27 protein-coding genes are annotated in these 25,041 nt (G+C 72.2%); 12 read left to right on the top strand and 15 right to left on the bottom strand.

Features of this window, described 5'->3' with window-relative positions; genetic code table 11:
* Positions 1-75: 75 nt before the first annotated feature.
* Positions 76-1,245 (bottom strand): elongation factor Tu, encoded by a 1,170-nt coding sequence (tuf, locus tag ABT085_RS21255; RefSeq protein WP_351609949.1) that lies wholly within the window; start codon positions 1,243-1,245, stop codon positions 76-78.
* Positions 1,246-1,811: 566 nt separating this feature from the next.
* On the opposite strand from tuf, the gene ABT085_RS21260 reads away from it, so the two are divergent.
* A complete protein-coding gene (locus ABT085_RS21260) occupies positions 1,812-2,585 on the top strand; it encodes a TVP38/TMEM64 family protein (RefSeq protein WP_351609952.1) in 774 nt (257 codons plus the stop codon).
* A 53-nt stretch (positions 2,586-2,638) separates the two neighbouring features.
* On the opposite strand, the gene ABT085_RS21265 is transcribed toward ABT085_RS21260, so the two are convergent.
* From ABT085_RS21265 to ABT085_RS21275, 3 genes are read right to left on the bottom strand one after another with little or no spacing between them, the layout of a single operon-like run.
* Positions 2,639-3,373, bottom strand: coding sequence for a cupin domain-containing protein (locus tag ABT085_RS21265; protein ID WP_351609955.1), 735 nt, complete (start codon positions 3,371-3,373; stop codon positions 2,639-2,641).
* Positions 3,367-4,296 (bottom strand): DUF6807 domain-containing protein, encoded by a 930-nt coding sequence (locus tag ABT085_RS21270; RefSeq protein ID WP_351609958.1) that lies wholly within the window; start codon positions 4,294-4,296, stop codon positions 3,367-3,369. The genes ABT085_RS21265 and ABT085_RS21270 overlap by 7 nt, the downstream gene beginning before the upstream one ends.
* Entirely contained in the window at positions 4,293-5,591 is a 1,299-nt protein-coding gene (locus ABT085_RS21275; RefSeq protein ID WP_351609961.1) for a Gfo/Idh/MocA family protein, read from the bottom strand. The genes ABT085_RS21270 and ABT085_RS21275 overlap by 4 nt, the downstream gene beginning before the upstream one ends.
* Before the next feature lie 334 nt (positions 5,592-5,925).
* On the opposite strand from ABT085_RS21275, the gene ABT085_RS21280 reads away from it, so the two are divergent.
* The 6 genes from ABT085_RS21280 to lnt all read left to right on the top strand — a co-directional run bounded on the left by ABT085_RS21280 (position 5,926) and on the right by lnt (position 12,173).
* Positions 5,926-6,801, top strand: coding sequence for an undecaprenyl-diphosphate phosphatase (locus ABT085_RS21280; protein WP_351609963.1), 876 nt, complete (start codon positions 5,926-5,928; stop codon positions 6,799-6,801).
* A 261-nt stretch (positions 6,802-7,062) separates the two neighbouring features.
* Positions 7,063-7,242 (top strand): hypothetical protein, encoded by a 180-nt coding sequence (locus tag ABT085_RS21285; RefSeq protein ID WP_351609966.1) that lies wholly within the window; start codon positions 7,063-7,065, stop codon positions 7,240-7,242.
* Between the two features lie 161 nt (positions 7,243-7,403).
* Entirely contained in the window at positions 7,404-8,570 is a 1,167-nt protein-coding gene (locus tag ABT085_RS21290) for a PP2C family protein-serine/threonine phosphatase (RefSeq protein ID WP_351609969.1), read from the top strand.
* 133 nt (positions 8,571-8,703) lie between these two features.
* Positions 8,704-9,765, top strand: a complete 1,062-nt coding sequence (locus ABT085_RS21295) for a YihY/virulence factor BrkB family protein (protein ID WP_351609972.1) — start codon at positions 8,704-8,706, stop codon at positions 9,763-9,765.
* A 146-nt stretch (positions 9,766-9,911) separates the two neighbouring features.
* Positions 9,912-10,412: a nuclear transport factor 2 family protein gene (locus ABT085_RS21300; RefSeq protein WP_351609974.1), complete on the top strand. Its 501-nt coding sequence runs from the start codon at positions 9,912-9,914 to the stop codon at positions 10,410-10,412.
* 186 nt (positions 10,413-10,598) lie between these two features.
* Positions 10,599-12,173: an apolipoprotein N-acyltransferase gene (lnt, locus tag ABT085_RS21305; protein ID WP_351609977.1), complete on the top strand. Its 1,575-nt coding sequence runs from the start codon at positions 10,599-10,601 to the stop codon at positions 12,171-12,173.
* On the opposite strand, the gene ABT085_RS21310 is transcribed toward lnt, so the two are convergent.
* Entirely contained in the window at positions 12,091-13,002 is a 912-nt protein-coding gene (locus ABT085_RS21310) for a Gfo/Idh/MocA family protein (protein WP_351609980.1), read from the bottom strand. The genes lnt and ABT085_RS21310 overlap by 83 nt on opposite strands.
* Before the next feature lie 118 nt (positions 13,003-13,120).
* Here ABT085_RS21310 and ABT085_RS21315 point away from each other — a divergent pair, with 118 nt between their 5' ends.
* Both ABT085_RS21315 and ABT085_RS21320 read left to right on the top strand, forming a co-directional pair.
* Positions 13,121-13,633, top strand: a complete 513-nt coding sequence (locus tag ABT085_RS21315; protein WP_351609983.1) for a DinB family protein — start codon at positions 13,121-13,123, stop codon at positions 13,631-13,633.
* Positions 13,634-13,745: 112 nt separating this feature from the next.
* Positions 13,746-14,231: a hypothetical protein gene (locus ABT085_RS21320; protein ID WP_351609985.1), complete on the top strand. Its 486-nt coding sequence runs from the start codon at positions 13,746-13,748 to the stop codon at positions 14,229-14,231.
* Between the two features lie 20 nt (positions 14,232-14,251).
* On the opposite strand, the gene ABT085_RS21325 is transcribed toward ABT085_RS21320, so the two are convergent.
* The 7 genes from ABT085_RS21325 to ABT085_RS21355 all read right to left on the bottom strand — a co-directional run bounded on the left by ABT085_RS21325 (position 14,252) and on the right by ABT085_RS21355 (position 20,284).
* Complete coding sequence (locus tag ABT085_RS21325) at positions 14,252-14,785, bottom strand: hypothetical protein (RefSeq protein WP_351609988.1); 534 nt, start codon at positions 14,783-14,785, stop codon at positions 14,252-14,254.
* 130 nt (positions 14,786-14,915) lie between these two features.
* Complete coding sequence (ung, locus tag ABT085_RS21330; protein WP_351609990.1) at positions 14,916-15,599, bottom strand: uracil-DNA glycosylase; 684 nt, start codon at positions 15,597-15,599, stop codon at positions 14,916-14,918.
* A gap of 81 nt (positions 15,600-15,680) precedes the next feature.
* Positions 15,681-17,258 carry an ABC transporter substrate-binding protein gene (locus tag ABT085_RS21335; RefSeq protein ID WP_351609998.1) on the bottom strand — a complete coding sequence of 526 codons (1,578 nt, stop codon included), beginning with the start codon at positions 17,256-17,258 and terminating at the stop codon, positions 15,681-15,683.
* A 226-nt stretch (positions 17,259-17,484) separates the two neighbouring features.
* Complete coding sequence (locus tag ABT085_RS21340; RefSeq protein ID WP_351610000.1) at positions 17,485-18,237, bottom strand: SDR family oxidoreductase; 753 nt, start codon at positions 18,235-18,237, stop codon at positions 17,485-17,487.
* Between the two features lie 12 nt (positions 18,238-18,249).
* The gene (gene fabG, locus ABT085_RS21345) at positions 18,250-19,011 is read right to left on the bottom strand and encodes a 3-oxoacyl-ACP reductase FabG (RefSeq protein ID WP_351610003.1); all 762 of its coding nucleotides are present in this window, start codon (positions 19,009-19,011) and stop codon (positions 18,250-18,252) included.
* A 137-nt stretch (positions 19,012-19,148) separates the two neighbouring features.
* The gene (locus tag ABT085_RS21350) at positions 19,149-19,532 is read right to left on the bottom strand and encodes a DUF3037 domain-containing protein (RefSeq protein WP_351610006.1); all 384 of its coding nucleotides are present in this window, start codon (positions 19,530-19,532) and stop codon (positions 19,149-19,151) included.
* Positions 19,529-20,284 carry a HipA family kinase gene (locus tag ABT085_RS21355; RefSeq protein ID WP_351610009.1) on the bottom strand — a complete coding sequence of 252 codons (756 nt, stop codon included), beginning with the start codon at positions 20,282-20,284 and terminating at the stop codon, positions 19,529-19,531. Before ABT085_RS21355 ends, ABT085_RS21350 begins: the two co-directional genes overlap by 4 nt.
* A 188-nt stretch (positions 20,285-20,472) precedes the next feature.
* On the opposite strand from ABT085_RS21355, the gene ABT085_RS21360 reads away from it, so the two are divergent.
* On the top strand, positions 20,473-20,919 hold the full coding sequence (locus tag ABT085_RS21360) for a Rieske (2Fe-2S) protein (protein WP_351610012.1): 447 nt from the start codon (positions 20,473-20,475) through the stop codon (positions 20,917-20,919).
* 6 nt (positions 20,920-20,925) lie between these two features.
* Here ABT085_RS21360 and ABT085_RS21365 read toward each other — a convergent pair whose 3' ends face one another.
* Entirely contained in the window at positions 20,926-21,576 is a 651-nt protein-coding gene (locus ABT085_RS21365) for a cysteine hydrolase family protein (RefSeq protein WP_351610015.1), read from the bottom strand.
* A gap of 164 nt (positions 21,577-21,740) precedes the next feature.
* Between ABT085_RS21365 and ABT085_RS21370 the strand changes: the two genes are divergently transcribed.
* Positions 21,741-22,208, top strand: a complete 468-nt coding sequence (locus ABT085_RS21370; RefSeq protein WP_351610018.1) for a pyridoxamine 5'-phosphate oxidase family protein — start codon at positions 21,741-21,743, stop codon at positions 22,206-22,208.
* 53 nt (positions 22,209-22,261) lie between these two features.
* Here the strand turns inward: ABT085_RS21370 and ABT085_RS21375 are convergent, their stop codons facing one another.
* Entirely contained in the window at positions 22,262-23,164 is a 903-nt protein-coding gene (locus ABT085_RS21375) for a LysR family transcriptional regulator (protein WP_351610020.1), read from the bottom strand.
* Positions 23,165-23,238: 74 nt separating this feature from the next.
* Here ABT085_RS21375 and ABT085_RS21380 point away from each other — a divergent pair, with 74 nt between their 5' ends.
* Positions 23,239-24,177 carry a DMT family transporter gene (locus tag ABT085_RS21380; RefSeq protein WP_351610023.1) on the top strand — a complete coding sequence of 313 codons (939 nt, stop codon included), beginning with the start codon at positions 23,239-23,241 and terminating at the stop codon, positions 24,175-24,177.
* A 132-nt stretch (positions 24,178-24,309) separates the two neighbouring features.
* Here ABT085_RS21380 and ABT085_RS21385 read toward each other — a convergent pair.
* Positions 24,310-25,041 (bottom strand): aminotransferase class I/II-fold pyridoxal phosphate-dependent enzyme (locus tag ABT085_RS21385; RefSeq protein WP_351610026.1); only part of this gene is annotated, 732 nt, incomplete at its 5' end.

Raw genomic sequence — 25,041 nt, forward strand, 5'->3', positions numbered from 1 at the left:
CCTCGACCCACCACTCACCCCAGCTCGGTCCCCGTGCCCGGAGGGACTCGGTCCCCGCGCCCGGACGGCGTGCCGTCACTCGACCGCGGTCACGCTCCCCGCGCCGACCGTCCGGCCGCCCTCGCGGATGGCGAAGCCGAGCCCCGGCTCCAGCGGTACCTCGCGTCCCAGCTCGACGGTCATCGTGACCGTGTCGCCGGGGCGGGCGACCGCGACCGCGCCGAGGTCGACGTCACCGACCACGTCCGCGGTACGGATGTAGAACTGCGGCCGGTAGCCGCTCGACACCGGGGTGGTGCGGCCGCCCTCGCGCGCCGACAGCACGTACACCCGCGCCGTGAAGCGACGCCGGGGCACGACGCTGCCGGGCGCCGCGACGACGTGTCCGCGCCGGACGGCGTCCCGTGGCACCCCGCGCAGCAGCAGCGCGACGTTGTCGCCGGCCTGCGCCTCGGCCATGGGCTTGCCGAAGGTCTCCACGCCGGTGACGACGCTCTCGACACCGGCGCCGAGCACCTCGACCCGGTCACCGACGTGGATCGTGCCGCGTTCGACGGCACCGGTGACCACCGTCCCGCGGCCGGTGATGGTGAGCACGTTCTCCACCGGCAGCAGGAACGGCGCGTCCACGTACCGCTCCGGCATGGGCACATAGGTGTCCACCGCGTCGAGCAGCGCCTCGATCGACGCGGTCCAGCGCGGGTCGCCCTCCAGCGCCCCGAGTCCGGAGACCCGTACGACGGGGACGGCGTCGCCGCCGTAACCCTGCGCGGTGAGCAGTTCGCGGACCTCCAGCTCGACCAGGTCGGCGAGCTCCTCGTCGGCCCGGTCGGCCATGGTCAGTGCGACGACCACATGGTCGACGCCCACCTGACGGGCGAGCAGCACGTGCTCGGCGGTCTGCGGCATGATCCCGTCGAGCGCGGAGACGACGAGGATCGCCCCGTCGAGCTGCGCGGCCCCGGTGACCATGTTCTTGACGTAGTCGGCGTGGCCCGGCATGTCCACGTGCGCGTAGTGCCGGGTGTCGGTCTCGTACTCGACGTGCGCGATGTTGATGGTGATGCCGCGGGCGGCCTCCTCCGGCGCCCGGTCGATGCGGTCGAACGGGACGAAGGTGCCGGTCCCGCGGTCGGCGAGGACCTTGGTGATGGCGGCGGTCAGGGTGGTCTTGCCGTGGTCGACGTGGCCCATCGTGCCGATGTTCAGATGCGGTTTGGTGCGCACGTATGCCGTCTTGGGCATGGCGGTACCTGGAAGCCTCTCAGTGAACCGAGCGAAGGTCCCGGCGCGGTGGGCGCGGCGGGACGGGGACCCCGAGGGACTGGCCGACCCTCCCCCTGCGGGGTCCGCCGGATTGTCCGGAGAGGGTCAGCTTCGGGCGCCGTCGGCTGCTGCGACGAACACGGGAACGGCAGCCTTCGGTGCATCCGCGACTGCGGATGCTGCGAAGTGGAAGGCGTACCGGAACATGACGCCGATCCTCGCCGACGCGTCACCGCACGTCGAATGGTTTTCCGGCCCGCGCCCGCCCGCGCCCGGCCCGAGGCCGACCCGAAACCCTTGTCCCAGCGCCTCGCAGCCCGCCGGAAGCCCTTGATCCATCGCCTCGCGCCTCGCCGGAAGCCCGCGGTTCACCGGCCCTCCCCCACTCGGATCCCGTGGTTCACCGGCCCTCCTCCCACTCGGATCCCGTGGTTCACCGGCCGCCACACGCGTCGGGCCCGGTGGTCCGCCCGCACGCGCGCGTGGCGGCCGCCTTGTCCAGGGCCGTACGGCGATCACACACGTGCGTCGGTTACTGTCACCGAATGCTCGATGCCACCACCCGCTCTGGGGGCACCGCCACGGCCACTCCCCGGGCCGCCGCCACGGAGCTCGCCCTCGCCGTCCCCCTGTCCACGCCCGTCGGTCTCACCACACGCTGCACGAGAGCGCTGCTCTCACCCTGGTCCCGGTTCGCCCTGCTCGTCCTGCTGCTCGCGGCGGCCGCGTCGAGCGTGCTGCTCTTCGAGCCGCAGAAGCTGCTGGCCCACGGCTGGCCGCCGCACGCCGGGGGCGCCACCGCGGCCGTGGTGTTCGCCGTGGCGTACGGACTGTGCACGGTGGCGTTCGTGCCCCGGCCGCTGCTGAACCTGGCGGCGGGCGCACTGTTCGGCTCACAGCTGGGCACCGCCTCGACACTGGCGGGCACCGTGCTCGGCGCCGGGATCGCCTTCGGGCTGGGCCGGACGCTCGGGCAGGACGCGCTGCGCCCGCTGCTGCGGGGCCGCTGGCTGAAGGCGGCGGACGGCCAGCTCAGCCGGCACGGCTTCCGCTCGATGATGGCGGCCCGGCTGTTCCCGGGAGTGCCGTTCTGGGCGGCGAACTACTGCGCGTCGGTGTCCCGCATGGGCTGGCTGCCGTTCCTGCTCGCGACGGCGATCGGCTCGGTTCCGAACACCGCCGCGTACGTCGTCGCGGGGGCCCGCGCCTCGGCGCCGACGTCCCCCGCGTTCCTTGTCGCGATGGCCGCCATCACCGTACCGGCGCTGGCCGGCGCGGTGGTGGCCTGGCGCAAGCGCCACCACCTGCGGTCCAGTTGACGGACCGTCACCATCCCTCCGCTGCGGTCGCGACGAGGCCGCAGCCGGCCGGTTCACCCGTGGGCTCCCTCCCGGAACTCGTACACGTCGAGCCGTCCGCACATCCCGAACCGCCCGGTCTCCAAGGGCTGTTCGGACCGTACGACGGCTCCGCCGAGGTGGGTGGGATCGCCCCGTTCCAGACGGTCGAGCTGCTCCCCCGTGGCCCTCGCGGCGGCCTCGGCGCCGCGCCGCCAGCGCTCGCGCCACTCGGCGATCCGCAGGCGCACCAGCGCGCAGGCGGCCCGGTGGAAGGCGGCCAGCGCCTCGGGCCCCTCGGCGTCCCGCAGGGCCCGGTAGCCCTCCAGGGCGAGGTCCCGGCGGGCACGGGCGATCCGCTCCCGCTCGGCCTCGGGCGCGTCGGCGGGGATCGTCGTGGCGGCGGCGTACGTCCCCGGGTCGGCCAGATACGGCGGCGGCAGGGTGAGTACCGCGTCGCCCGCCTCCGGCAGCCCGCCGTTCTGCATCAGGACGGTGATGCGCAGGCCGCCCTCGTCGACCAGCCGGTGGATCGTGCCGGGCGTGAACCAGGCGACGGTGCCCGGCGTGAGCGGAGTGACCTCGTACCCGGACACGGTGAGCGTCTGCACCGCGCCCCGGCCGCCGGTGACCACGTACGCCTCCGAACAGGCCAGATGCATATGGGGTGTTCCGCCGCACTGACCGTCGGCCGCCGGCCAGTCGTACACCGACAGCCGCGACAGGCCGACCCCGCCCGGCGGTCCGGCGTACTGCGCCGGGCTCACCACGGGTGCGCCTCCAGGTACCCGGCGATCTCCTCCCGCGCCCAGGCCCCGTCGGCGACCACGACCCGGTAGCGGCGGGTGAGGGTGGCGCCGGGGGCGAGCGCGAGCTCGTCGTGGAAGGCCCAGGACGGGGCGACGGCGGCGAAGGGGTCGTTGCGCACGAACCAGTGGGCGGGGTGGGTGCCCCGGGCTCCGGCGTGGTCGTTCTCGGGAGCGTGCGCGAAGACCAGGGTCGCGTGGCCGTCCGTGCCGTCGTGCTCGCCGCGGAGCGCGAGCCAGGGGGACTGACTGCCCATCAACTTCGGCCCCTCGCCCTCGGGTCCGAGGACGAGTCCGTCCCGGAAGGCGCGCGGACCGCGCCAGAACAGCCCCGTGTAACCGGCCATCTCGCGCCCCGCGGTGGTCGGGCTGCCGAACAGCAGCGGCGCCTCGCGCCGGTTGGTGACGGCGGTCGTCCAGGTCAGCGCCCAGGAGCCGGCGGCCGGGTCCACGTCGTGGACCTCCACGCGGCGCCGCTCCTCGGCCCACAGCTCCCCGCCGTACGGGTGCCAGGTGAGCCGTTCGGCGATGACGGCGCGGTCACCGTCGGCGGCGACCTCGTCGAAGGCCACGTGCGCCATCGAGCCGACCCGTTCCGGGAGTTCGAGATACCCCTGTCCGTGGACGTAGGTGTTGCCGCCCCACAGGTTCGCCCCGGACAGATGGGAGGCCGTGAGCGACAGGCCCTTGTGCCAGCGGTGGTCGTTGGGCCGGTAGCCGGTGACGATGTCGCCGGCCAGGGTGCGCAGCGGGTGGATGTACGGCTTGGGCGCCTCCCAGACCGCCTCCGGCCGGTAGACGTAGGCGAGCAGTTCGACGCCGGTGGCGGGCTCGGTCACCGTGATGCGCTCGCCGTGCGTGTGCACGAGCCGCAGTCCGTTCGTCATGCGGACACCTCCGCGCCCGCGTGGGCCCCGGTGACCTCGTCGCCCGGCCGGGCTCCGGCGACGGCGGCCGCGGGTGCCCAGCCGGGCACACCTCCGTGCAGGGCCGTGTAGAACGGGTCGCCCGGCCCGATCTCGCCCCGCCGCACCGTGACGTCGGTGAACGCCGACTTGTACAGCGCGCTGATCAGTTCCAGGCCGCTACGCGCCTCCTCGCCGCTGCTGCGCGGGCGCCGCCCGGCGTGCATGCTCGCCACCAGTTCACGCAGCTGCTCCAGGTGCGAACTGGGCACGTCCGGGCCGAAGTCCCGCCAGGCGGCGGCCTCGTCGTCCGGCACGTGCGCGGCCGGGGTCACGCGCCAGTTCGCGTTGCCGTGCCCGTAGAGGTGGGTGAGTTCGACGGTGGCGTGCTCGCAGTCGATGCGGATGCGGCTGACCTCGTCGGGGCTGAGGACGCTGTTGACGACGGTCGCCAGGGCCCCGTTCTCGAAGCGGACCAGGGCCGTCGAGACGTCCTCCGTCTCCACGTCGTGCACCAGCCGCCCGGCCATGGCCCGCACCTCGCTCCACGGTCCGAGCAGATCGAGCAGCAGGTCCATCTGATGGATCCCGTGCCCCATCGCCGGGCCTCCGCCCTCGGTGTCCCAGCGGCCCCGCCACGGCACGGCGTAGTAGGCGGCGTCGCGGTACCAGGTGGTCTGGCAGTGCGCCACGAGCGGCCGCCCCATGGCCCGCTCGGCGAGCAGCCGGCGGACATGGCGGGAGCCGGAGCCGAAGCGGTGCTGGAAGACGATGGAGGCGTACGGACCGCTCCCGTCGCCCGCCGCGGCCTCGACCGCGTCGAAGTCGGCGAGCGTCGGCACCGGCGGCTTCTCGCACCACACCCACGCCCCGGCGCGCAGCGCGGCCTCCGTCTGCTCACGGTGCAGGGTGGGCGGGGTGCAGATGGTGACCAGGTCGGGCCGCTGCTCCCGCAGCATCCGGTCCAGGTCGGTGTAGGCGTGCGGGATGCCGCCCGAGGCGCAGAACTCGCGGACGGCACCGGGGTCGATGTCGACGGCGGCGACAACCTCCGTCCGGCCCTCCTCGGCGAGCCGGGCGAGCGCGGGCAGATGGCTCCCGCGCGCGATCGCGCCGGTGCCGACGACGGCGGCACGGACAGGGCGCCCGTCGAGCGGGACGAAGCGGGCCCGGGACGCCCCGGGACGGGCCGCGGATGTCGGCGCCGACCCACCAGGACGGGCCGCGGGCTCGGGTGCGGGCATGGGCGTACCGGGACGGGCGGGGGATGTGGGCATCGGTGTGATCAGCACTCCTCCGAAGCGGCGGACAGGTCGGCGGGCACGGCGGTGGCCCTGGTGTCGAGCACGGCGGCGCGCACGACGGTAAGCGCTTTCCCTCCTGGCAACGTATGCGGCCGCGCCAGGGCCGGTCAACACCTCGAAGCGGCTGCTCACCGGCCGTGTTCGAAACCCCTGTGACGGGCCTGTCACCCGGGGACGCTACGCTGCATCACGGCGCACGTGATCAACGCGCGCGACGGAACGCGTGTCCGTGCCCCCGCACGGCGGACCGGGCGGACCCGGCGGACCCTCGCCCCTTTCCGCATCGGCACTTGGACTTCCTCACTTCATGTCTTGGTTCGAATCCCTCGTCCTCGGCCTCGTCCAGGGGCTGACCGAGTTCCTCCCCGTGTCCTCCAGCGCGCATCTGCGGCTCACCGCCGCCTTCTCGGGCTGGAAGGACCCGGGAGCGGCGTTCACCGCGATCACCCAGATCGGCACCGAGGCCGCCGTGCTGATCTACTTCCGCAAGGACATCGGCAGGATCATCTCCGCGTGGTGCCGCTCGCTCTTCGACAAGTCGATGCGCAGCGACCACGACGCGCAGATGGGGTGGCTGGTGATCGTCGGCTCGATCCCGATCGGCGTGCTCGGCCTGACGCTCAAGGACCAGATCGAGGGTCCGTTCCGTGATCTGCGGGTCACGGCGACCATGCTGATCGTCGTCGGCATCGTCATAGGCATCGCCGACCGTCTCGCGGACCGCGACGAGAAGGGCGGCCGGCACCGGGCACCCAAGCAGCGCAAGGGGCTCGAGGACCTCGGCGTGAAGGACGGCCTGATCTACGGCTTCTGCCAGGCCTGCGCCCTCGTGCCCGGCGTCTCCCGGTCCGGCGCCACCATCAGCGGCGGCCTTTTCATGGGCTACAAGCGTGAGGCGGCGGCCCGTTACTCCTTCCTGCTCGCCATGCCCGCGGTGCTCGCGTCCGGCCTCTTCGAGACCAAGGACGCGCTGGAGAGCGACCATGTGCTGTGGGGGCCGACGCTTTTCGCGACGGCGATCGCGTTCGCGTCCGGCTACGCGGTCATCGCATGGTTCATGAAGTTCATCTCCACCAAGTCCTTCATGCCGTTCGTCTACTACCGCGTCGCCCTCGGCATCGTCGTCATCGGCCTGGTGGCCACGGGCGTGCTGAGCCCGCACGCGGCGGAGTCCGCGGGCTGAGACCCGCGCACGACGCAGCCGGCGGAACGCCAACCGGGCTCTCCCCTCACGGAAGACGTGGCGGGGGAGCCCGCAACCGTCCGCCGTGACAAGCCCGTCCACTGCCGCACCGCGCGAACACCCGGTCCGCGCAAGGCCGTTCCACTTCCGGCCAGCCCGCCGCCGGCGCACGTCGACGATCCCCCGCCCGTGACCTACGGCATACGATCTGTGTAGTGACCCGGTAGCGCACTGTCAGTGCTTGCCCCTAGGCTGACCCTCATGTCCCCCGAATCCGTGACCCCTGGTTCCGTGCGTTGCGCTGCCGAGGTGAACGAGCAGATCCGGGCGCTCTGGATGCGCGCGGGCGGCTCGCTGTCGACCCAGGAGCGCACGGAGTACGAACTGCTGGTGGTCGAGTGGGCCGCGGCGATCCGCGGCGAGGTAGTGAAGGCGGCCTGAGCCGCACCACCCCCGCGCTCCGTCCGGCGGCACCTGGGGAGGTCGCCGCCGGACGGACATCTCGTTCCGGGTTTACGCGTCCCTCCGGGTTTACGTGCATGCGCCACTCCCGGCCTCCCCCAATACGGGGCGATATTTCAGCCAGAGAGCAAAATGGACATATGGGTCTCCGGCGTGCCTCGGTGGACCACCTCCTCGAGCAGCCACTGAGCCGTGGACTGGTGGCGATTCCACTCGGACTGATCGTGGCGATCACCGTGGTGGACCTCCAGGTCCCCGAAGACGTGCACCTGGGCCCCCTGCTGGTCATCGCCCCCGCACTCACCGCCTCGCTGGGCGGCACCGCCATGACCGCCCTGGCCGGGGTCCTGGCCATCACGGCACAGATGCTGATCGCGGTGTTCCACGGCGGACTGACCACACCCAACCATCTCGCGCAGATCGTCGCGCTGACCCTGCTCTCCGGACTCACGGTCTTCCTGCGCCACATCCAGGAGCGCAGGGAGCGGGCGCTGGGCCTGGCGCGGTCGGTGGCCGAGACGGCACAGCGCGTACTGCTGCGGCCACCGCCGCGGCGGGTCGGCCCGCTGCGTGTGGCCTGGCTGTACCTGTCCGCCGAGGACGAGACCCAGATCGGGGGTGATCTCTTCGCCGTCGCCCGTGCCGACCGGCCCGCCACCCGGGTCATCATCGGTGACGTCCGGGGCAAAGGCCTGGCCGCCATCGCCGAGGCCTCCCTGGTGCTGGGAGCCTTCCGCGAGGGCGCGCACCGGTACGACACCCTGCCCGAACTGGTCGGCGCGGTCGAGGACAGCGTCCACCGGAACCTGGCGGAGGTGGTGGACACCGACCAGGAACTCGGCGAGCACTTCATCACCGCCCTCATGGTCGACATCCCCGACGACACCGCACAGGCCGAGATGATCAACTTCGGGCATCCGGCCCCCCTGCGGGTACGCGGCCGACAGGTCACCGCCCTCTCCGTACGGCAGCCCGTACCGCCGCTCGGCGTGTACGAGGCGGCCGGTCCGCTCCGCCCCGCCGAGTCGTTCACCGTCGAGGGCGGCGATCTGCTCGTGCTCTACACGGACGGGGTCGTCGAGGCCCGGTCGCCGGGCGGGGTCTTCTACCCGCTGGCCGAACGGATCACCTCGTTCCTGCCCGTGAGCAGCCCCGACGCCCTGTTGCGGCACATCCACCACGACCTGCTCCGCCACGTCGGCGGCAACCCCGGCGACGACGTCGCCGTACTGGTGATCGAGCGCATCCGCTCCCGGCACTTCGCCCGGACACAGCCCGCCGCCCACCTCGACGGCCACCCCGACTGACCGGCGGGGCCGCTACCGCCCGTCCCGTCGCGGGGCAGGCCGATCCCCGACCACCCGCCCCACCACGGCCCGAGCGGCCGTGTCGCCCCGCCCCGCCCACCGAGTCGTCCATTAAGGTCACATCACCACAAAGGTGACGATCGCTACGGAGGACAGAACCGCGGAGATCAATCGCGAGCGCGTCACCAGGACCCTGACGTTCTGGCTGCGCCCCTCCTTCGCACTGCGCGTCGTCAACAGGTTCCAGAAGATCGTGGGCTTCGACCGCGCGATGGCTCTGGCCTCCAGCGCGCTCACCGCGATCATCCCGCTCGCGATCCTGACCAGCGCCGTGCTCAACAGCGCCACGGACTACGACGCCGCGGAACGGATCATCAGCCGCTACGGCCTCACCGGAGCGGGCGCCACCTCCGTACGGTCGCTCTTCACCCCGGCCGAGGACGACATCTCGAGCACGGGAGTCTTCGGGGTGGTGTTCCTGACGATCTCCGCGTTGAGCTTCGCACGGGCCTCGCAGCGGCTGTTCGAACAGACGTGGCAGCTGAAGCCGCTCAGTGTCCGCAACACGCGCTACGGCCTGGGGTGGATCCTCTCGCTCGGCGCCTACATGGCCGTCACCGGATGGCTCCATGCGGCCCTCGGCGGCGGCCGTCTGGAGCTGACGGCGGCGGTGTTCGAGGTGCCGCTGACCGCCGCCTTCCTTCTCTGGAGCGGCCGGCTGCTGTCCGCGAAACGGATCGGCTGGGCGGACCTGCTGCCCTTCGCGATCACCGCGGCCGTCCTGACGGCCGTCTACTCGGTGGGCGCCGCCGTGTATCTGCCGCGCCTGTTCAACTCCTACGCCTCGCGCTACGGGTCGATCGGCGCCGTCTTCGCGATGATCTCCGCGCTCTTCACGGCCATGCTCGTCATCGTCGGATCGGCGGCGGTGGGCCGCGAGGTGAGCGACGAACTCGACCGGATCAAGCACGGCCACCGCCCCTCGGACAACGAGGTCCGCCGCCAGTGGGACCTGGTGGTCGAGCAGGCCCGCTCCCGCTGGCACACCGCGCGCGAGCAGGTCTCACGTCGGCGGTCCAAGGGCCCGGAAAAGGACCCGGGGAAGGGTCCGGAGAACGGCCCGGCGAAAGATCCGGAAAAGGGTCCGGGACAGGGTCCGGCGAAAGATCCGGGGAAGGGCCCGGAGAACAGCTGACCCCGGACAGCGGACTCGTCCGGCGCGTGACCTCCACGCGCGGCACCGCTGCCGGGCGATCAGGCTCGGCTCCGGCCCGCGCGGGCGGCACCGAATGTCACCGCACGCCCCTTGGCGCGGCCCGCGCCATGCCCAACACTGAGCCGATGACGCAGCGTGTGGAGCTCGCGACCGTGATGGACCGGCTGGCGGTGGACGGACTGGTCACCGACTACGCGGTGGCGGTGGACGACGGCGACTGGACGGCCTACCGAGAACTGTTCACCCCGGACGGACGCGCCGACTACCGCTCGGCCGGCGGGATCGAGGGCGACGCCCGGACGGTGGCCGGCTGGCTCGCCGACAGCATGCGGCTCTTCGCCATGCGGCAGCATCTGATCGTCAACCGCCGGGTGCGTTTCGGGACCCTGGAGCAGGACACCGGGGACACCGCCCGCGTCCAGGCCGACTACATCAACCCCATGCGCTTCGCCGGACCCGGCGGCGACGGCGCCGCGGCACCGGACTTCGTGTGCGGCGGCCGCTACGCCTTCGGACTGCTGCGTACGTACGACGGCTGGCGGCTGCGCGAGGTGGTCGTCGAGGAGAAATGGCGCCGTATCTCCGGACCGTCGGCCGGCCCCGACGACCACGCCCCGGCCGGCTGACCCGAGGCACCCTGTCGCACTGCCCTGCCCGGCGCGCACACTGGAACCGTCCCCGGAGACGGAGCGGGAGTGAGTCCTGTTGCCACAGCCCGAGCCCAGTCCGACGCCCCGGCCGGCCTGTGTCGACACCGGCCCCGGCCTGCTCGAAGCGGTGCCGACGTGCGCAACCGGACGGGGAGACCGACGATGAGGGTGCCCGACCGCTGGCTCGTCTCCCCCTGGCGCCGTGGAACGCTCGCGGCACTCGCCGGGGCGATGCCCGTGCTCGCGTTCCCCGCCCCCTCCCTGTGGTGGTTCGCCTACGCCGCCCTGGTCCCGTGGATCCTGCTGGCGCGGTCCGCGCCGAGCGGGCGGCGCGCCGCGTACGACGGCTGGTGCGGCGGTTTCGGGTTCATGCTGGCCATGCACCACTGGCTGCTGCCGAACCTGCATGTGTTCCTGCTGGTCCTCGCGGCTCTGCTGGGTGCGCTGTGGGCGCCGTGGGCCTGGCTGGTGCGCCGGTTCCTGGCCGGAACGCCGTCGGGCGGCCGGGTCCTGGCCGCCCTGCTGGTGCTGCCCTCGGGCTGGCTGGCGATCGAGCTGGTGCGCTCCTGGCAGGGCCTGGGCGGGCCGTGGGGCATGCTCGGTGCCAGCCAGTGGCAGGTGACGGCGGCCCTGCGGCTGGCCTCGGTCGGCGGGGTGTGGCTGCTCAGCTTCCTGGTGGTGGCCCTGAACGTCGCGTTCGCCGTCCTCGCCGCGCTCCCACGGGTCCGTATACCGGCAGTGGCCGGTCTCGTCGCGACGGCCGCGACCGCCTCGGCGGCCTGGGTGTGGTCACCGCGCCCCGAGACGGACTCACAGGTGCGGATCGCCGTCGTCCAGCCCGGTGTGGTCGGCGGCACCGACAGCGGCGACCGCCGCTTCGCCCGGGAGGAACAGCTGACGCGCGAACTGGCCGGCCGACACGTCGATCTGGTCGTCTGGGGCGAGAGCAGCGTCGGCTTCGACCTGGGCCGGCGCCCCGACCTGGCCCGGCGGATCACCGCGCTCTCCCGGGAGACCGGCGCGGACGTCCTGGTCAACGTGGACGCGCGCCGCTCCGACCGGCCCGGCATCTACAAGAGTTCGATCCTGGTGGGCCCGGACGGCCCGACCGGCGACCGCTACGACAAGATGCGGCTCGTCCCCTTCGGCGAGTACATCCCGGCCCGCTCCCTGCTCGGCTGGGCGACCTCGGTCGGCAGGGCGGCCGGCGAGGACCGCAGGCGCGGCACCGAGCAGGTGGTGATGAACGCCGGGCACGGGCTGCACATCGGCCCGCTGGTCTGCTTCGAGACCGCGTTCCCCGACATGACCCGGCATCTCGCCGAGGACGGTGCCGATGTCCTGGTCGGTCAGTCCTCGACGTCCACGTTCCAGCGGAGCTGGGCTCCCGAGCAGCACGCCTCGCTGGCGGCGCTGCGCGCGGCGGAGACCGGCCGGCCGATGGTGCACGCCACGCTGACCGGGGTCTCCGCCGTGTACGGGCCGAGCGGGGAACGGATCGGTCCGTGGCTGGGGACGGACGCGAGCGCGACGCGGGTGTACGAGGTGCCGCTGGCCACCGGCGTCACTCCGTACGTCCGGTTCGGCGACTGGCCGGCCCAGGTGTCGCTGCTGGTGCTGGCGGCGCTGTGCCTGACCGAGGGCGCGCGGGCGGTCAGACTGCGCCGGGGCTCTCCTGTACCGCACGCACCACGCGTTCACACAGTTCATGAGTCGCCAGCGCATCCCGGGCACTGAGCACCTTGCCCGCCCGTACCGCGTCGAGAAAGGCCAGTACGGCCTGCTCGATGCCACGCTGGCGGGCCACCGGAACCCAGTCGCCGCGGCGACGCAGGGTGGGCTGGCCCCGGTGGTCGACGGTCTCGGCGAGGTTGATCACCTGCCGCTTGGAGTCCTGGCCGGAGACCTCGAGGATCTCCTCGGCGGAGCCGCTGAGCCGGTTCATCACGCCCAGCGCGGTGAAGCCGTCCCCGGCGAGCTGGAGCACGACGTGGTGCAGCAGGCCGTCGCGGACGCGGGCCCGGACGCTCACGTCGTCGACCGTGCCCGGCACCAGGAAGCGCAGGGTGTCCACGACATGGATGAAGTCGTCGAGGATCATCGTGCGGGGCTTCTCCGGCAGCCCGATGCGGTTCTTCTGCATCAGGATGAGCTCACGCGGGTGCTCCGCGCACTGGGTGTAGCCCGGGGCGTGGCGCCGGTTGAAGCCGACGGCGAGTGACACCCCGTGCTGCTCGGCGAGCGCCACGAGCCGCTCGGAGTCGGCGAGTTCGTAAGCCAGCGGCTTGTCGACGTACGTGGGTACGCCCGCTTCGAGCAGCCGGGTGACGATCTCGGGGTGCGCGGTGGTGGGCGCGTGCACGAACGCGGCGTCGAGCCCCTGGGCGAGCAGGGACTCCAGGTCCCGGTGGCGCTGGGGAACGGGCACCCGGAGGCTGTCGGCGACCCGGTCGAGGGTGGCGGGGGTGCGGGTCTGGAGATGCAGTTCGATCCCGGGCTGGAACCCGAGCACCGGCAGATAGGCCTTCTGCGCGATGTCACCGAGTCCGATGCAGCCGACCTTCACGGGGGCTCCTTCTCTGCTTGTCCGCGCCTGCCTGTCCGCGCCTGCCTGCACGGCAGCATACGCAGGGCCCGGCCGAAAACCCCTGGTGGATCGGAACGGGTCGGGCGAGCATGAGGACATGACGACCGAGCGCACGGAACCGGCCCTGGACGCCGACGAACGCACGATGCTGGAGGGCTGGCTGGACTACCACCGGCAGACGCTCGCCGTGAAGTGCCGGGATCTGACCGACGAGCAGCTCAGGACCGCCTCGGCGCCCCCGTCCGAACTGTCCCTGATGGGGCTGGTGCGGCACATGGCCGAGGTCGAACGCAACTGGTTCCGCCGGGTGCTGACGGGGGACGATCCCGGACCGATCCACTACAGCGACGAGGACCCGGACGGCGAGTTCCATCTCACCGAGGCGGACACCTGGCAGGACGCCTACGACGGCTGGCAGGCCGAGATCGGGATCTCCCGGCGCAACGCGGCCGGTTTCGGCCTCGACGAGTTCTCCGCGGGACGCAGCAGGACCGAAGGCAAGCCGTTCAGCCTGCGCTGGATCTACACGCACATGATCGAGGAGTACGCGCGTCACAACGGTCACGCCGATCTGATCCGTGAGCGCATCGACGGCGTCACGGGCGACTGACGTCAGCCCGGGCGGGCCCGAACCCCTCGTAGGAGGTGCGGGATCACCCGTGCGGGGCAAGCTCCGCTCGTGCGCCGTGCCTCACGGAGCCCGAGCCAGCAGAGTTGCGCGGGTGCATCGAACGACGACCCTCACCGCGCTCCTGGTCACCGTGGCCGTGTCGGCCCTCACCGGCTGTGTGACGGTCCAGCGTCCGCCCACGGCAGGCCCTCCGGCGGCGGTGCCCGCGTCCGGACCCGTGCCCCGGGCGGACGGCGACGCGCAGTCCCAGGTGGCGCAGGCGCCGGCGCGGGAGGCGCTGGAGCTCGTCGGGCCGCCGCGACGCTCGCAGCCGCCGACATCGACACCGACGCCACGGCGGGCGGTCCCGCGAGGGCCCGCGCCGGCCCGGCGGGCGCAGCCGGACACCGTGCCCCGGCCGCTGCGTCCGCAGTCCCGTTTGCAGTCCCCTGGGCGGCACCAGCCGCGGATCGGTATCCCCGACGGGTCCGGGGCGGTGCGCGGCAACCCGGACCTGTGCGCCCTCGGCAGGACGTACGGGGGCTGGCGGGCGGACAGTCCGGAGTCGGCGATCTGCGAGCAGACCTACGGGCGTTGAGGCGACAGCCCTCGGGTCCCTCAGGGGCGCTGCCGTGGCGGACCCCAGGTCCCCCCGCCGGAGCCGTCCCCCTCCCCCGCCCCTTCCCCCAGCCTCAGTTCCATCCGGCTGATCGCCGCCCGGATCCCGTCCCCGTAGGTGTCGTCGCCCAGGGCCCCCGCGGCCCCCCGGGCCCGGCGGACATGGCTGCGGGCGGCCTCGCGGCGGCCGAGTTTCACATAGTCCGCCGCGAGGTTCAGGTGCAGTGAGGGATACAGCGCCCGCACGGCGGCCAGCTGGCCGTACTCCGCGCTCCGCCCGTCCACGAGTTCCTCCGCGGCGGTCAACGCCCGCAGGTCCCAGGCGAGTTCGGCGTCGGGGTCGTCCTGGGTGTCGGCGAGGTAGTGGGCCAGGGTGCAGCGGTGCAGCGGGTCGCCGTGTTCGCCGATCTCCGTCCACAGCTCCAGCAACCGGTGGCGGGCCTCCTCGCGGTCGCCCGCGTGATGCAGCATCACGACCTGCCCGATCCGTGTCAGCACGGCATCGGATGCCGTCTGCCCCTGTCGCTCCGTCACGGCGTCCTCCGCGTGCTCGTCGGCGTCCCCACCGGTCCCTGCCGGTCCTCGACCGACGCTAACCGCAGGGACCGGGGATCCGGGGCAGGCGGCACCGGGCCGGCCGGTGAAGGACCGGCCCGGCGGCGGGTCAGCCCAGGTTCGGCACGGTCCAGTCGATCGGCTCGTGGCCCTGCGCCGCCACGGCCTCGTCGATCTGCGTGAACGGACGGGAACCGAAGAACTTCTTGGCCGACAGGGGCGAGGGGTGCGCGCCCTTGACCACCACGTGCCGGGTCTCGTCGATCAGCGGGAGCTTCTTCTGGGCGTAGTTGCCCCACAGGACGAAGACCGCCGGGTCGGGCCGGTCGGCCACCGCGCGGATCACCGCGTCCGTGAACTTCTCCCAGCCCTTGCCCTTGTGGGAGTTCGCCTCGCCGGAACGGACGGTGAGCACCGCGTTGAGCAGCAGCACGCCCTGCTGGGCCCACGGCATCAGATAGCCGTTGTCCGGGACGGGCGTGCCCAGTTCCTCGTGCATCTCCTTGTAGATGTTGCGCAGGGACGGCGGGACCTTCACCCCGGGCCGGACCGAGAAGCACAGACCGTGGCCCTGGCCCTCGCCGTGGTACGGGTCCTGGCCGAGGATCAGGACCTTGACCCGCTCGTACGGCGTGGCGTCGAGCGCGGCGAACACCTCCTCGCGCGGAGGGTAGACGGGCCCCTTCGCCCGCTCGTCCTCGACGAACTCCGTCAGCTCCTTGAAGTAGGGCTGCTGGAGTTCGTCGCCCAGGACGCCGCGCCAGGACTCGGGCAGCATGGCGGTGTCGGTCACGTCGATGTCCTTATGTCGTACGGTCGCTTGCAGGCTTCAGAACCTACAGGCGACCACTGACAACCGGCCCGGCGAACGGCTCTACCAGCTGGTCTTGCGGGACAGTTCCCACATCATCATGATCGTCGAGGGGTCCAGCGCGCGCTCCCCGCCCGAGATGTCGACGCTCGCGGCCACGTACTGCTTGCCCTGCCACAGCGGCAGCAGTCGCGCGTCGTCGACGAGGATCTGCTGGGCGTCCTCGAAGTCCTTGATCACGGCGCCGCGGTCGCTCTGCTGGCGGGAGTGGGCCAGCGCCTCGGCGATCTTCGGCTCCGGGTAGGGCGTGCCGAGGGCGTTCTGCTTGCCCACGAAGGGCGCGATGAAGTTGTCCGCGTCGGGGAAGTCGGGGAACCAGCCGCGCCCGAACACCGGGTACTCGCCCTTCTGGTAGCCCTCGACGTAGGTCTTCCAGGGCCGGCTCTTGAGCGTCACGGTGAACAGGCCCGTGGTCTCCAACTGGCGCTTGAGCTCGGCGAACTGAAGGGCCGTCTCGGAGCCGTAGCGGTCGGTGGTGTACCAGAAGGTGAGGGGCACCGGCGTGGTGATGCCCGCGCGGGTCAGCAGCGCCCGCGCCTTGGAGGTGCTCGGGTCGCCGAAGTCGTCGAAGAAGCCCGTGGTGTGCCCGGTCAGACCCTTGGGGACCATGGAGTACAGCGGGTCCACGGTGTCCTTGTAGATCTTGTGGGCGATCGCCGACCGGTCGACGACCTGTGCGATGGCCTTGCGCACGGCCAGCTTGCCGGCCCACTTGTCCTTCGGGTTGAACACCAGGTAGCTGATGTCGGTGCCGGCGCCCTCGACGAGCTGGAGCGTGCTTCCTTGGTCCTTGCTCTCCAGGCCGATGATGTCGCCCGCGGCGAGACCCCGGTAGGTCACGTCGATGTCGTGGTCGCGCAGGGCCTTGACCATGGTGGCCGAGTCCTGGAAGTAGCGGATCGTCACCCCGTCGTTCTTGATGTCGGCGAAGCCCTTGTAGTTCGCGTTCCTGACGAGGCCGGCCTTCTTGCCCTCGTCGTAGGACTGGAGCCGGTAGGGCCCGGACCCGTAGACCTTGCCGTCCTTGCGCAGGGAGTCGGCCGGGTAGTCGTCGGGGTCGACGATGGACATGGCCGGGGTGGCGAGGACGAACGGGAAGGTCGCGTCGGCCTGGTTGAGGTGGAAGACGATCTCGCGGTCGCCCAGCACCTGCACCCGGTCCAGGCTGCCCAGCAGCCCGGCCGGACCACTGGCCGCGTTGATCTTCCTGATCCGGTCGATGGAGTACTTGACCGCGGCGGCGTCGAGCGCGTCACCGTCGGAGAACTTCATGTCCGCACGCAGCTTGCACCGGTACTTGGTGTTGCTGTCGTCGGTGAAGTCGCAGCTCTGGGCGGCGTCCGGCTGAGGCGTCGTCGCGCCGTTCGGGTACGCCAGCAGCGTCTGGTAGATGTTGCGGAACAGCTCCCACGAGCCGTCCCAGGAGGCGGCGGGGTCCAGAGTGCTGGGGGCGCTGGTCGTCCCCACCACGATCGGTCCCTTCCCCGCGGAGTCGCTTGCCGAGAAGTAGCTGCATCCAGTCACCAGGGATATGGATGCGATCGCCGCAACCTGGCGCAGGCTTCGCTTCCGGTTGAACACGCGCACGCTCCTCGATCTGCCATACCAAGGGTCGGCAGACCATACCGCAGAGTGACGGGAGTTGAACCTGCTTCCCGGGAGGCCCGAGATCAACCTGTGTTCAAGGGAGTTGGCAAAGCCGGTAGGTCTCCCGTACGACGCAACGGGCGCCGTTTCCGTCAAGTCCCGTATGGATCCGGCAGGATCCGGCAGGGAGGAAACAGCGCCCGTGTCGGATGCGCGCAGGTCAGCCGACGCCCGCGTTGAGGAAGATGCCGCCGTCGACGACGAGGGTCTGGCCCGTGATCCAGTCGGACTGCGTCGAGGTCAGGAACGCGGCGGTGCCACCGATGTCCGAGGGCACGCCGAGCCGGCCGAGCGGGTAGGACGCGGCCGCCTCCGCCTCCCGGCCCTCGTACAGGGCCTGGGCGAACTTGGTCTTCACGACGGCCGGGGCGATGGCGTTGACCCGGACCTTCGGCGCGTACTCGTGCGCCAGCTGCTGGGTCAGGTTGATCATCGCGGCCTTGCTGACGCCGTAGGCGCCGATGAAGGGCGAGGCCGAAAGACCCGCGACGGAGGCGATGTTGACGATCGCGCCGCCGTTGTCCTTCTGCCAGGCGTGCCAGGTGCGCTGCGCGAAGCCGAGTGCCGAGATCACGTTCGTCTCGAACACCTTGCGCGCGACATCGAGGTCGAGGTCGGCGATCGGCCCGAACACCGGGTTCGTACCGGCGTTGTTGACCAGGAAGTCGACGCGGCCGAAGGCCTCCATGGTGCGCTCGACGGCGGCGGCCTGGTGCTCGATGTCGTGGGCCTTGCCCGCGACGCCGATGACCCGGTCGGCGCCGAGCGCGTCGACGGCCTCCTTCAGGGCCTCCTCGTTGCGACCGGTGATGCAGACCCGGTCGCCGCGGGCGACCAGGGCCTCGGCGACGCCGTAGCCGATGCCGCGGCTGGCACCCGTGACCAGGGCGACCTTGCCGGAGAGTTCAGTCATTTTCGCTGATCCTTAGTCGAGCGGCCCGCCGGCCACGTACAGCACCTGGCCGGAGACGAAGCCGGCCGCCTCGTTCGTGAAGAAGGCGATGGCGTTGGCAATGTCCTCGGGCTCGCCGACGCGCTGCACCGGGATCTGGGTGGCGGCCGCGGCCTTGAAGTCGTCGAAGCCCATGCCGACACGGTCCGCGGTGGCCTTGGTCATCTCGGTGGCGATGAAGCCGGGCGCGACGGCGTTGGCGGTGATGCCGAACTTGCCGAGCTCGATGGCCAGGGTCTTGGTGAAGCCCTGGAGACCGGCCTTGGCGGCGGAGTAGTTGGCCTGGCCGCGGTTGCCGAGGGCGGAGGACGAGGAGAGGTTGACGACCCGGCCGAAGCCCGCGTCCACCATGTGCTTCTGGACCGCCTTGGTCATCAGGAACGAGCCGCGCAGGTGCACGTTCAGGACGGTGTCCCAGTCGGACGCGGTCATCTTGAACAGCAGGTTGTCACGGAGCACACCAGCGTTGTTGACCAGGATGGTCGGGGCGCCGAGCTCCTCCACGACACGCGCGATGGCGGCCTCGACCTGCGCCTCGTCGGAGACGTCCGCGCCGATCGCCACGGCCCTGCCGCCCGCCGCGGTGATCTTCTCGACGGTGTCCTTGCAGGCGGCCTCGTCGAGGTCGATCACGGCGACGGCACGGCCTTCGGCCGCCAGCCGTACGGCGGTGGCGGCGCCGATGCCGCGTGCCGCGCCGGTGACTACGGCGACCCGCTGCTCAGTGGTGGACATTGCTGGTTCTCCTCGCGCTTGAGATGCGGCTCCCACGGTACGCCCCTGAGGTGAGCGACCGCTTAGTACCTTCAGCAGACGTGACGCTAGAAGCCCTGGCACGCGGTGTCAACGGCGCACCGCGGGGGTGTGATCCATTACCTGACGAGCAGATCGAGCAGCCGCCCGGTCTCGGCCGCCGGATCGAGGGTCAGACCGGTGTGCACGGGGCCCGGCTGGACGACCGTGGAACGCGGCGCGATCAGCCAGCGGAAGCGCCGGCCCGCGTCGTCGCCCGCGGCCTGCCCGGCCGCCGTGCCCCCGGCGCACACGCCCTCGACCGCGCGCAGCGCCGCCCGTACGGCATCGACGTCCACGGCCGGGTCCAGCGCCAGCAGCCTGCGCTCGTCGAGATGCGTACGCACGCCTACGAAGGACGCGGCCCGGCAGTAGACGAGGACTCCGGCGTTGATGCACTCGCCGCGCTCCACGCGGGGCACCACCCGCAGCACCGCGTACTCGAAGACGTTCCGCTCGCTCACTGTCCCCCCTGGATGCGTTCGTGGATGCGGCCCGCACGCGCGAGCAGGGGCCGTGCGTAGGCCCGCCGGAGCTCGTCCGGCGAGTCGAAGCCCGGCTCGTCGGCCAGCCACACGTCCGGGATCGCGGCGGTGACCTCGGCGAGCAGTTCCTCGGTGACCAGGGGCGCCAGCTCGGCGGCGGCAGCGGCGACGTCCGGCCCGAACGGCCGCAGAGCGTGGTCGCCGATGTCGTACGGGCGGGCCGCGGAGGTCTCGGCGCCGCGCCAGTTGTGGTGCCAGATCATGGTGGCGCCGTGGTCGATGAGCCACAGCTCGCCCCGCCACATCAGCAGGTTGGGATTGCGCCAGGAGCGGTCGACGTTGTTGACGAGCGCGTCGAACCAGACGATCCGCCCGGCCTCCCGCGGACTCACCGGGAAGGCGAGCGGGTCGAAGCCGACGGCGCCGGAGAGGAAGTCCATGCCGAGGTTGGTCCCGCCGCTGGACTTGAGCAGCTCCTGCACCTCCTGGTCCGGTTCGCCGAGTCCGAGCACCGGGTCCAGTTCGAGCGTCACCAGGCCGGGCACACGAAAGCCGAGCCGGCGGGCGAGTTCCGCGCACACGACCTCGGCGACGAGCGTCTTGCGGCCCTGTCCCGCGCCGGTGAACTTCATGACGTACGTCCCGAGGTCGTCGGCCTCGACGAGCCCCGGCAGCGAGCCGCCCTCACGCAGCGGCGTGATGTAGCGGGTCGCGATGACTTCCTTGAGCATCGCCCCAGGTTACTGGGGTGTTGGCGGCGGACCCACGCCGACGGTCCCCGGCGGCCGCCACGGCGGCGTTCTCGCGGCTCCGCGTCCGGCACTTCCGGAGAAAAGCGGCTCCGCCCGGATGAACGGCGCGTCCGCCCCGGCCGTACTGAAGTGCAGATCACGTGAGATCCAGGGAAGGGAACGTCAGCATGACCAGCGAATCGCTTCAGCCCGTCACCGGCCCCAGCCGCCGCACCGTCGTGGCGACCGTCGGGGCGGCCGGGGTCGCCGTCGCGCTGACCGCGTGCGGGTCGCAGGACTCGGGCGACAAGGGCAGTTCCGGCTCCGCGGGAGCCGCGGGAGCGGCGGGCACCGTCATCGCGAAGACCTCGGACATCCCGGAGGGCGGCGGCAAGATCTTCACGGAGCCGGGCGTGGTGGTGACCCAGCCGACGGCGGGCACGTTCAAGGCGTTCTCCACGAAGTGCACGCACAAGGGCTGTCCGGTGACCAGCGTCGCCAACGGGGTGATCGTCTGCCCGTGCCACCACAGCGAGTTCTCCATCGAGGACGGCAGTGTGAAGCAGGTCCCGGCGACGCAGCCGCTGCCCGCCGTGGAGATCACCGTGTCCGGTGAAGAGATCAAGCTGGCCTGAGCACCGTCACCCGTGTGCGGCCCGCCGGGGCCGCGCCAGGGCGCCGAGCACCTCGCCGGTGGTCACCAGGGTCGCCACCAGGGCGAGCGTGTGACGGATCATCATGGGCGTGTAGTCGGCGGGCACCCCCGCGACGGCGTCCGTCGGCACCACCGCGGTGTAGCCGCGGTTGACCGCGTCGAAGACGGCGTTGGGTATCGCCACGTTGGCGGAGACCCCGGTGACGACCAGGGTGCGGCAGCCGAGGTTGCGCAGCAGCGGGTCGACATCGGTGCCCTGGAGGGGCGACAGGCCGTGCAGCCGCCGTACGACGAGGTCGTCCTCGGCGACCTCGATCGGCGGCGCGACGCGCACCGCGGTGGTGCCCGTCAGCTGCTGGACGGGCAGGCGTTCGGCGGCGCGGAAGAGGCGGGCGTTGCGGTTGGCGCCGCGGCCGTCCGGACGCCGTTCGGCGACGGCGTGGATCACCTGCATCCCGCTGCCGTGCGCGGCGGCGACCAGCCGGGCGACATTGGCGAGGGCGCCGGAGGAGCGGGCCTCGCGGGCGAGTTCGGGCAGCGCGCTGCCGGGGCCCACGACGCCCTGCTGGCACTCCACGGTGAGCAGCACCGTGCTCGCCGGATCGAGGAGGTGGACGAGCTGTTCCGGCGACGGCATGGCACGTCCTCGCTCTCCTCGGCACGGACCGGCGGGGCGTGACACTAGCCACCATTGCGCGACGACGGAAGACGTTCCATTCTTTTCTGACGTGATGTCAGAGGATCTCCCCGCGCGGGGAGAACGGCCCTCTGGCACGACGTGGGACAAGAAGAGGGGGCCGCATGACCGCCACTCAGCGCCGGGGCCGGAAGATCATGATGACACCGGGGGAGCTGGACGAGTTCCTCACGACTCAGCGCACCTGCCGGGTCGCCACCGTGTCGGCCGACGGCGCGCCGCACGTCAGCACGCTGTGGTTCGCCTGGGACGGCACCTCGATGTGGCTGTACTCGGTGGTGCGCAGCAAGCGCTGGATCCATCTGCGCCACGACCCCCGGGTGGCGATCGTGGTCGACACCGGTGAGGCGTACGACGAGCTGCGCGGCGTCGAGCTGTCGGGGACCGTGGACTTCGTGGGCGAGAGTCCCCGCACCGGGGAGCTGCGCGCGGAACTCGACGTTCCCGAGACCCTGTTCGCCCGCAAGAACTTCGGCCTGGAGGAGATGCCGCACGACGGCCGGCACGCCTGGATCCGGCTGACGCCCGAGAAGACCGTGTCCTGGGACTTCCGCAAACTCGGCGGCGCGTAGGCGCGTTCGGCCGACGCGCTCGGCCCGTGTGCCCGTTCGCCCGCCCCGCGTGCTCAGCCGACGTGTTCCGCGGCCGCGCGCAGCGCCCGGACCGCCGCGCGGATCGACGGGCGGCGGTCGGCGTCCGTGCGCCAGACGGCGTAGACGTGGCGGCTCACCGGCTGGGTGAGCGGGACGGTGACGACCCCGGGCGGCATCGGGCTGCGGCCGAGCAGGGGCGCGACGCACACGCCCAGTCCGGCCGCGACCAGGACGAGCTGGGTGTGCGTCTCGCCCGCGCGGTGGCCGACGACCGGTTCGATGCCCTGCGAGCGCAGGGTGTACATCAGCCACTCGTGGCAGAACTCGCCCTCGCCCCAGGTGATCCACTCGTCCTCGGCGAGCTCCGCGAGGTCCACCGCCTCCCGCCCGGCGAGCGGATGGCCGGCCGGCAGGGCGAGGTCCGCGGGGTCGTCGAGGATGGGCGCCTTCGTCAGCCCGTCGGGCAGCGGGATCGACTTGTTGTACCAGTCGAGCACCACCGCGAGGTCGAGGTCCCCGCGCATCACGGCGGCGATCGCGGCCTCCGGCTCCAGCTCGCACGAGCGCACCCGCAGCACCGGGTGCTCGGCACGCAGGGCGGCGAGCGCGGTGGGGAACAGTCCGCGTGCGGCGGTCGGGAACGCCGACAGCCTGAGTTCGCCCACCGCCTGTCCGCGCTGCGCCTCCAGGTCGGACTGGGCGAGCTGCACCTGGGACAGGATGCGGGCCGCGTGGTCGGCGAGCAGCCGGCCCGCGTCCGTCAGCCGTACCCCCCGGCCGTGCCGGGCCAGCAGCCGCTGTCCGACCTCCCGCTCCAGTTTGGCCAGCTGCTGCGAGACGGCGGACGTGGTGATGTGCAGCCCCTCGGCGGCCCCGCTGACCGAGCCGTGCCGGGCCAGGGCGTCGAGCGTGCGCAGCCGCTCCAGGTTCAACATGTAAGCGATACTACGAGATAACGCTTGCGAATTCTCGATTGTGCTACGACGTCTGCTCCTTCATCGTTGCCTGCATGAGCACCGTCACCGCCACCCGCGAGCCCCTTCGAGCCACTGCCGCCGCCCAGCGCCCGCGCCGGATCCGGGACTGGCGTCTGCGCTTCGCGGCCCTGTCCCTGATCTGGGGCTTCAGCTTCCTGCTGATCAAGGTGGGCACCGACGGGTACGCCCCCTTCCAGGTCACGCTCGGCCGGCTGGTGTTCGGCACCGCGGTGCTCGCGGCCGCCATGGCCGTCAAGGGCGAACGGCTGCCGCGCGGCCGGCGGACCTGGGCGCATCTGGCGGTCGCCGCCTTCCTGCTCAACGGGCTGCCCTTCTCGCTCTTCGCCTACGCGGAGCTGACGATCCCCTCCACCCTGGCGGGCATCTGCAACGCCACCTCACCTCTGTGGGGCATGGCACTGTCCCTGGTCGCGCTCTCCGAGGACCGGCCGACCCGGCTCCGGGTCGCCGGGCTCGGCCTGGGCTTCCTGGGCGTGCTGACCGTGCTCGGCGCCTGGCAGGGCTTCCACGGCCTGGACGCCGGGGGCACCGCGCTCGCGCTGCTGGCCTCGCTGAGCTACCCGGTCGGCTGGATCTACGTACGCCGCACACTGGCCGGCTCCGGCATCTCCCATCTGTCCCTGACCGGGGCCCAGCTGCTGCTGGCCACCGTGCAACTGGCCGTCGTCACACCGCTGTTCACCACGCTGCCGACCCACTTCTCGCTGCTGCCCCTGCTGGCGATCGCCGCCCTGGGCGCGTTCGGCACCGGGTTCGCGGTCCTCGTCCAGTACGGTCTGGTCGCCGAGGTCGGCCCGACCACCGCCCAGATGGTCACGTACTTCATCCCGGTCATCGCCACGGCCGCGGGCGTCGCGATCCTCGGCGAGCCGCTGGCCTGGACCACCCCGGTCGGCGCGGTCGTCGTCCTGGCGGGCGCGGCACTGACCCAGGCCCGCGGCAAGTCCTAGGACGAGGGACGGGGACGCGGGACGCAGAACGCGGGACGCGGCGGGAACGGGGACGCGGGCCTCGCGGGGGCTGGAGACCTCGGGGCCCTCGGGGGGCCTGGGGGCCTGCGCGTCGGCGGCCGCGGCGGGTGTTCAGACATGGTGGCGGGCCGGAGCCGGCCCCACCGCCGAGGCGACCGCGTCCGCGAGCGGTCCGGTCTCGTGCGCGGCCAGGGCCGAGACGGTGATCCGGATGCCGGGGGGCGCGCTCAGCCGGAAGCGGGCGCCGGGCGCGACCGCCCAGCCGGCGTGCAGCAGCCGGGCGACCGCGCCGGTCTCGTCCGGAACCGGGATCCAGACGTTCATCCCGCTGCGCCCGTGGGCCGCGATCCCCCGGTCGGCGAGCGCGCCGATCAGCGCGTCCCGACGCCGGCCGTACGCCGCCGCGACCGCGTGCGCGTCCACCGCGCCGTCGCTCCACAGCCGCAGCACGGCCCGCTGGACGATCCGGCTGACCCAGCCGGGCCCGAGCCGCTGCCTGCCCAGGACCCGGTCGAGGGTGACGGCGTCCCCGGTGAGCACCGCGAGCCGCAGGTCGGGGCCGTAGGCCTTGGCGACCGAGCGGACGAAGGCCCAGTTCCGGGTGGTACCGGCGAGGGGGTGCAGGGGAAGGTCCACGATGCGGTGGCCGTGGTCGTCCTCGATCAGGAGGGTGTCGGGGTACCGGCGGAGCACGCCCCGCAGGGCGCGCGCCCGGGCGGCGCTCACCGCGGCGCCGGTGGGGTTCTGCGCCCGGTCCGTGACGATCAGGGCGCAGGCCCCGGCGTCCAGGGCGGCCCTCGATCTCGTCGAGCAGATCTCCCCATCGCGCCTCGCCGTCCTCGT

Source organism: Streptomyces sp. NPDC002265, assembly GCF_040296125.1.
In the GTDB taxonomy this organism is placed as follows: Bacteria; Actinomycetota; Actinomycetes; order Streptomycetales; family Streptomycetaceae; genus Streptomyces.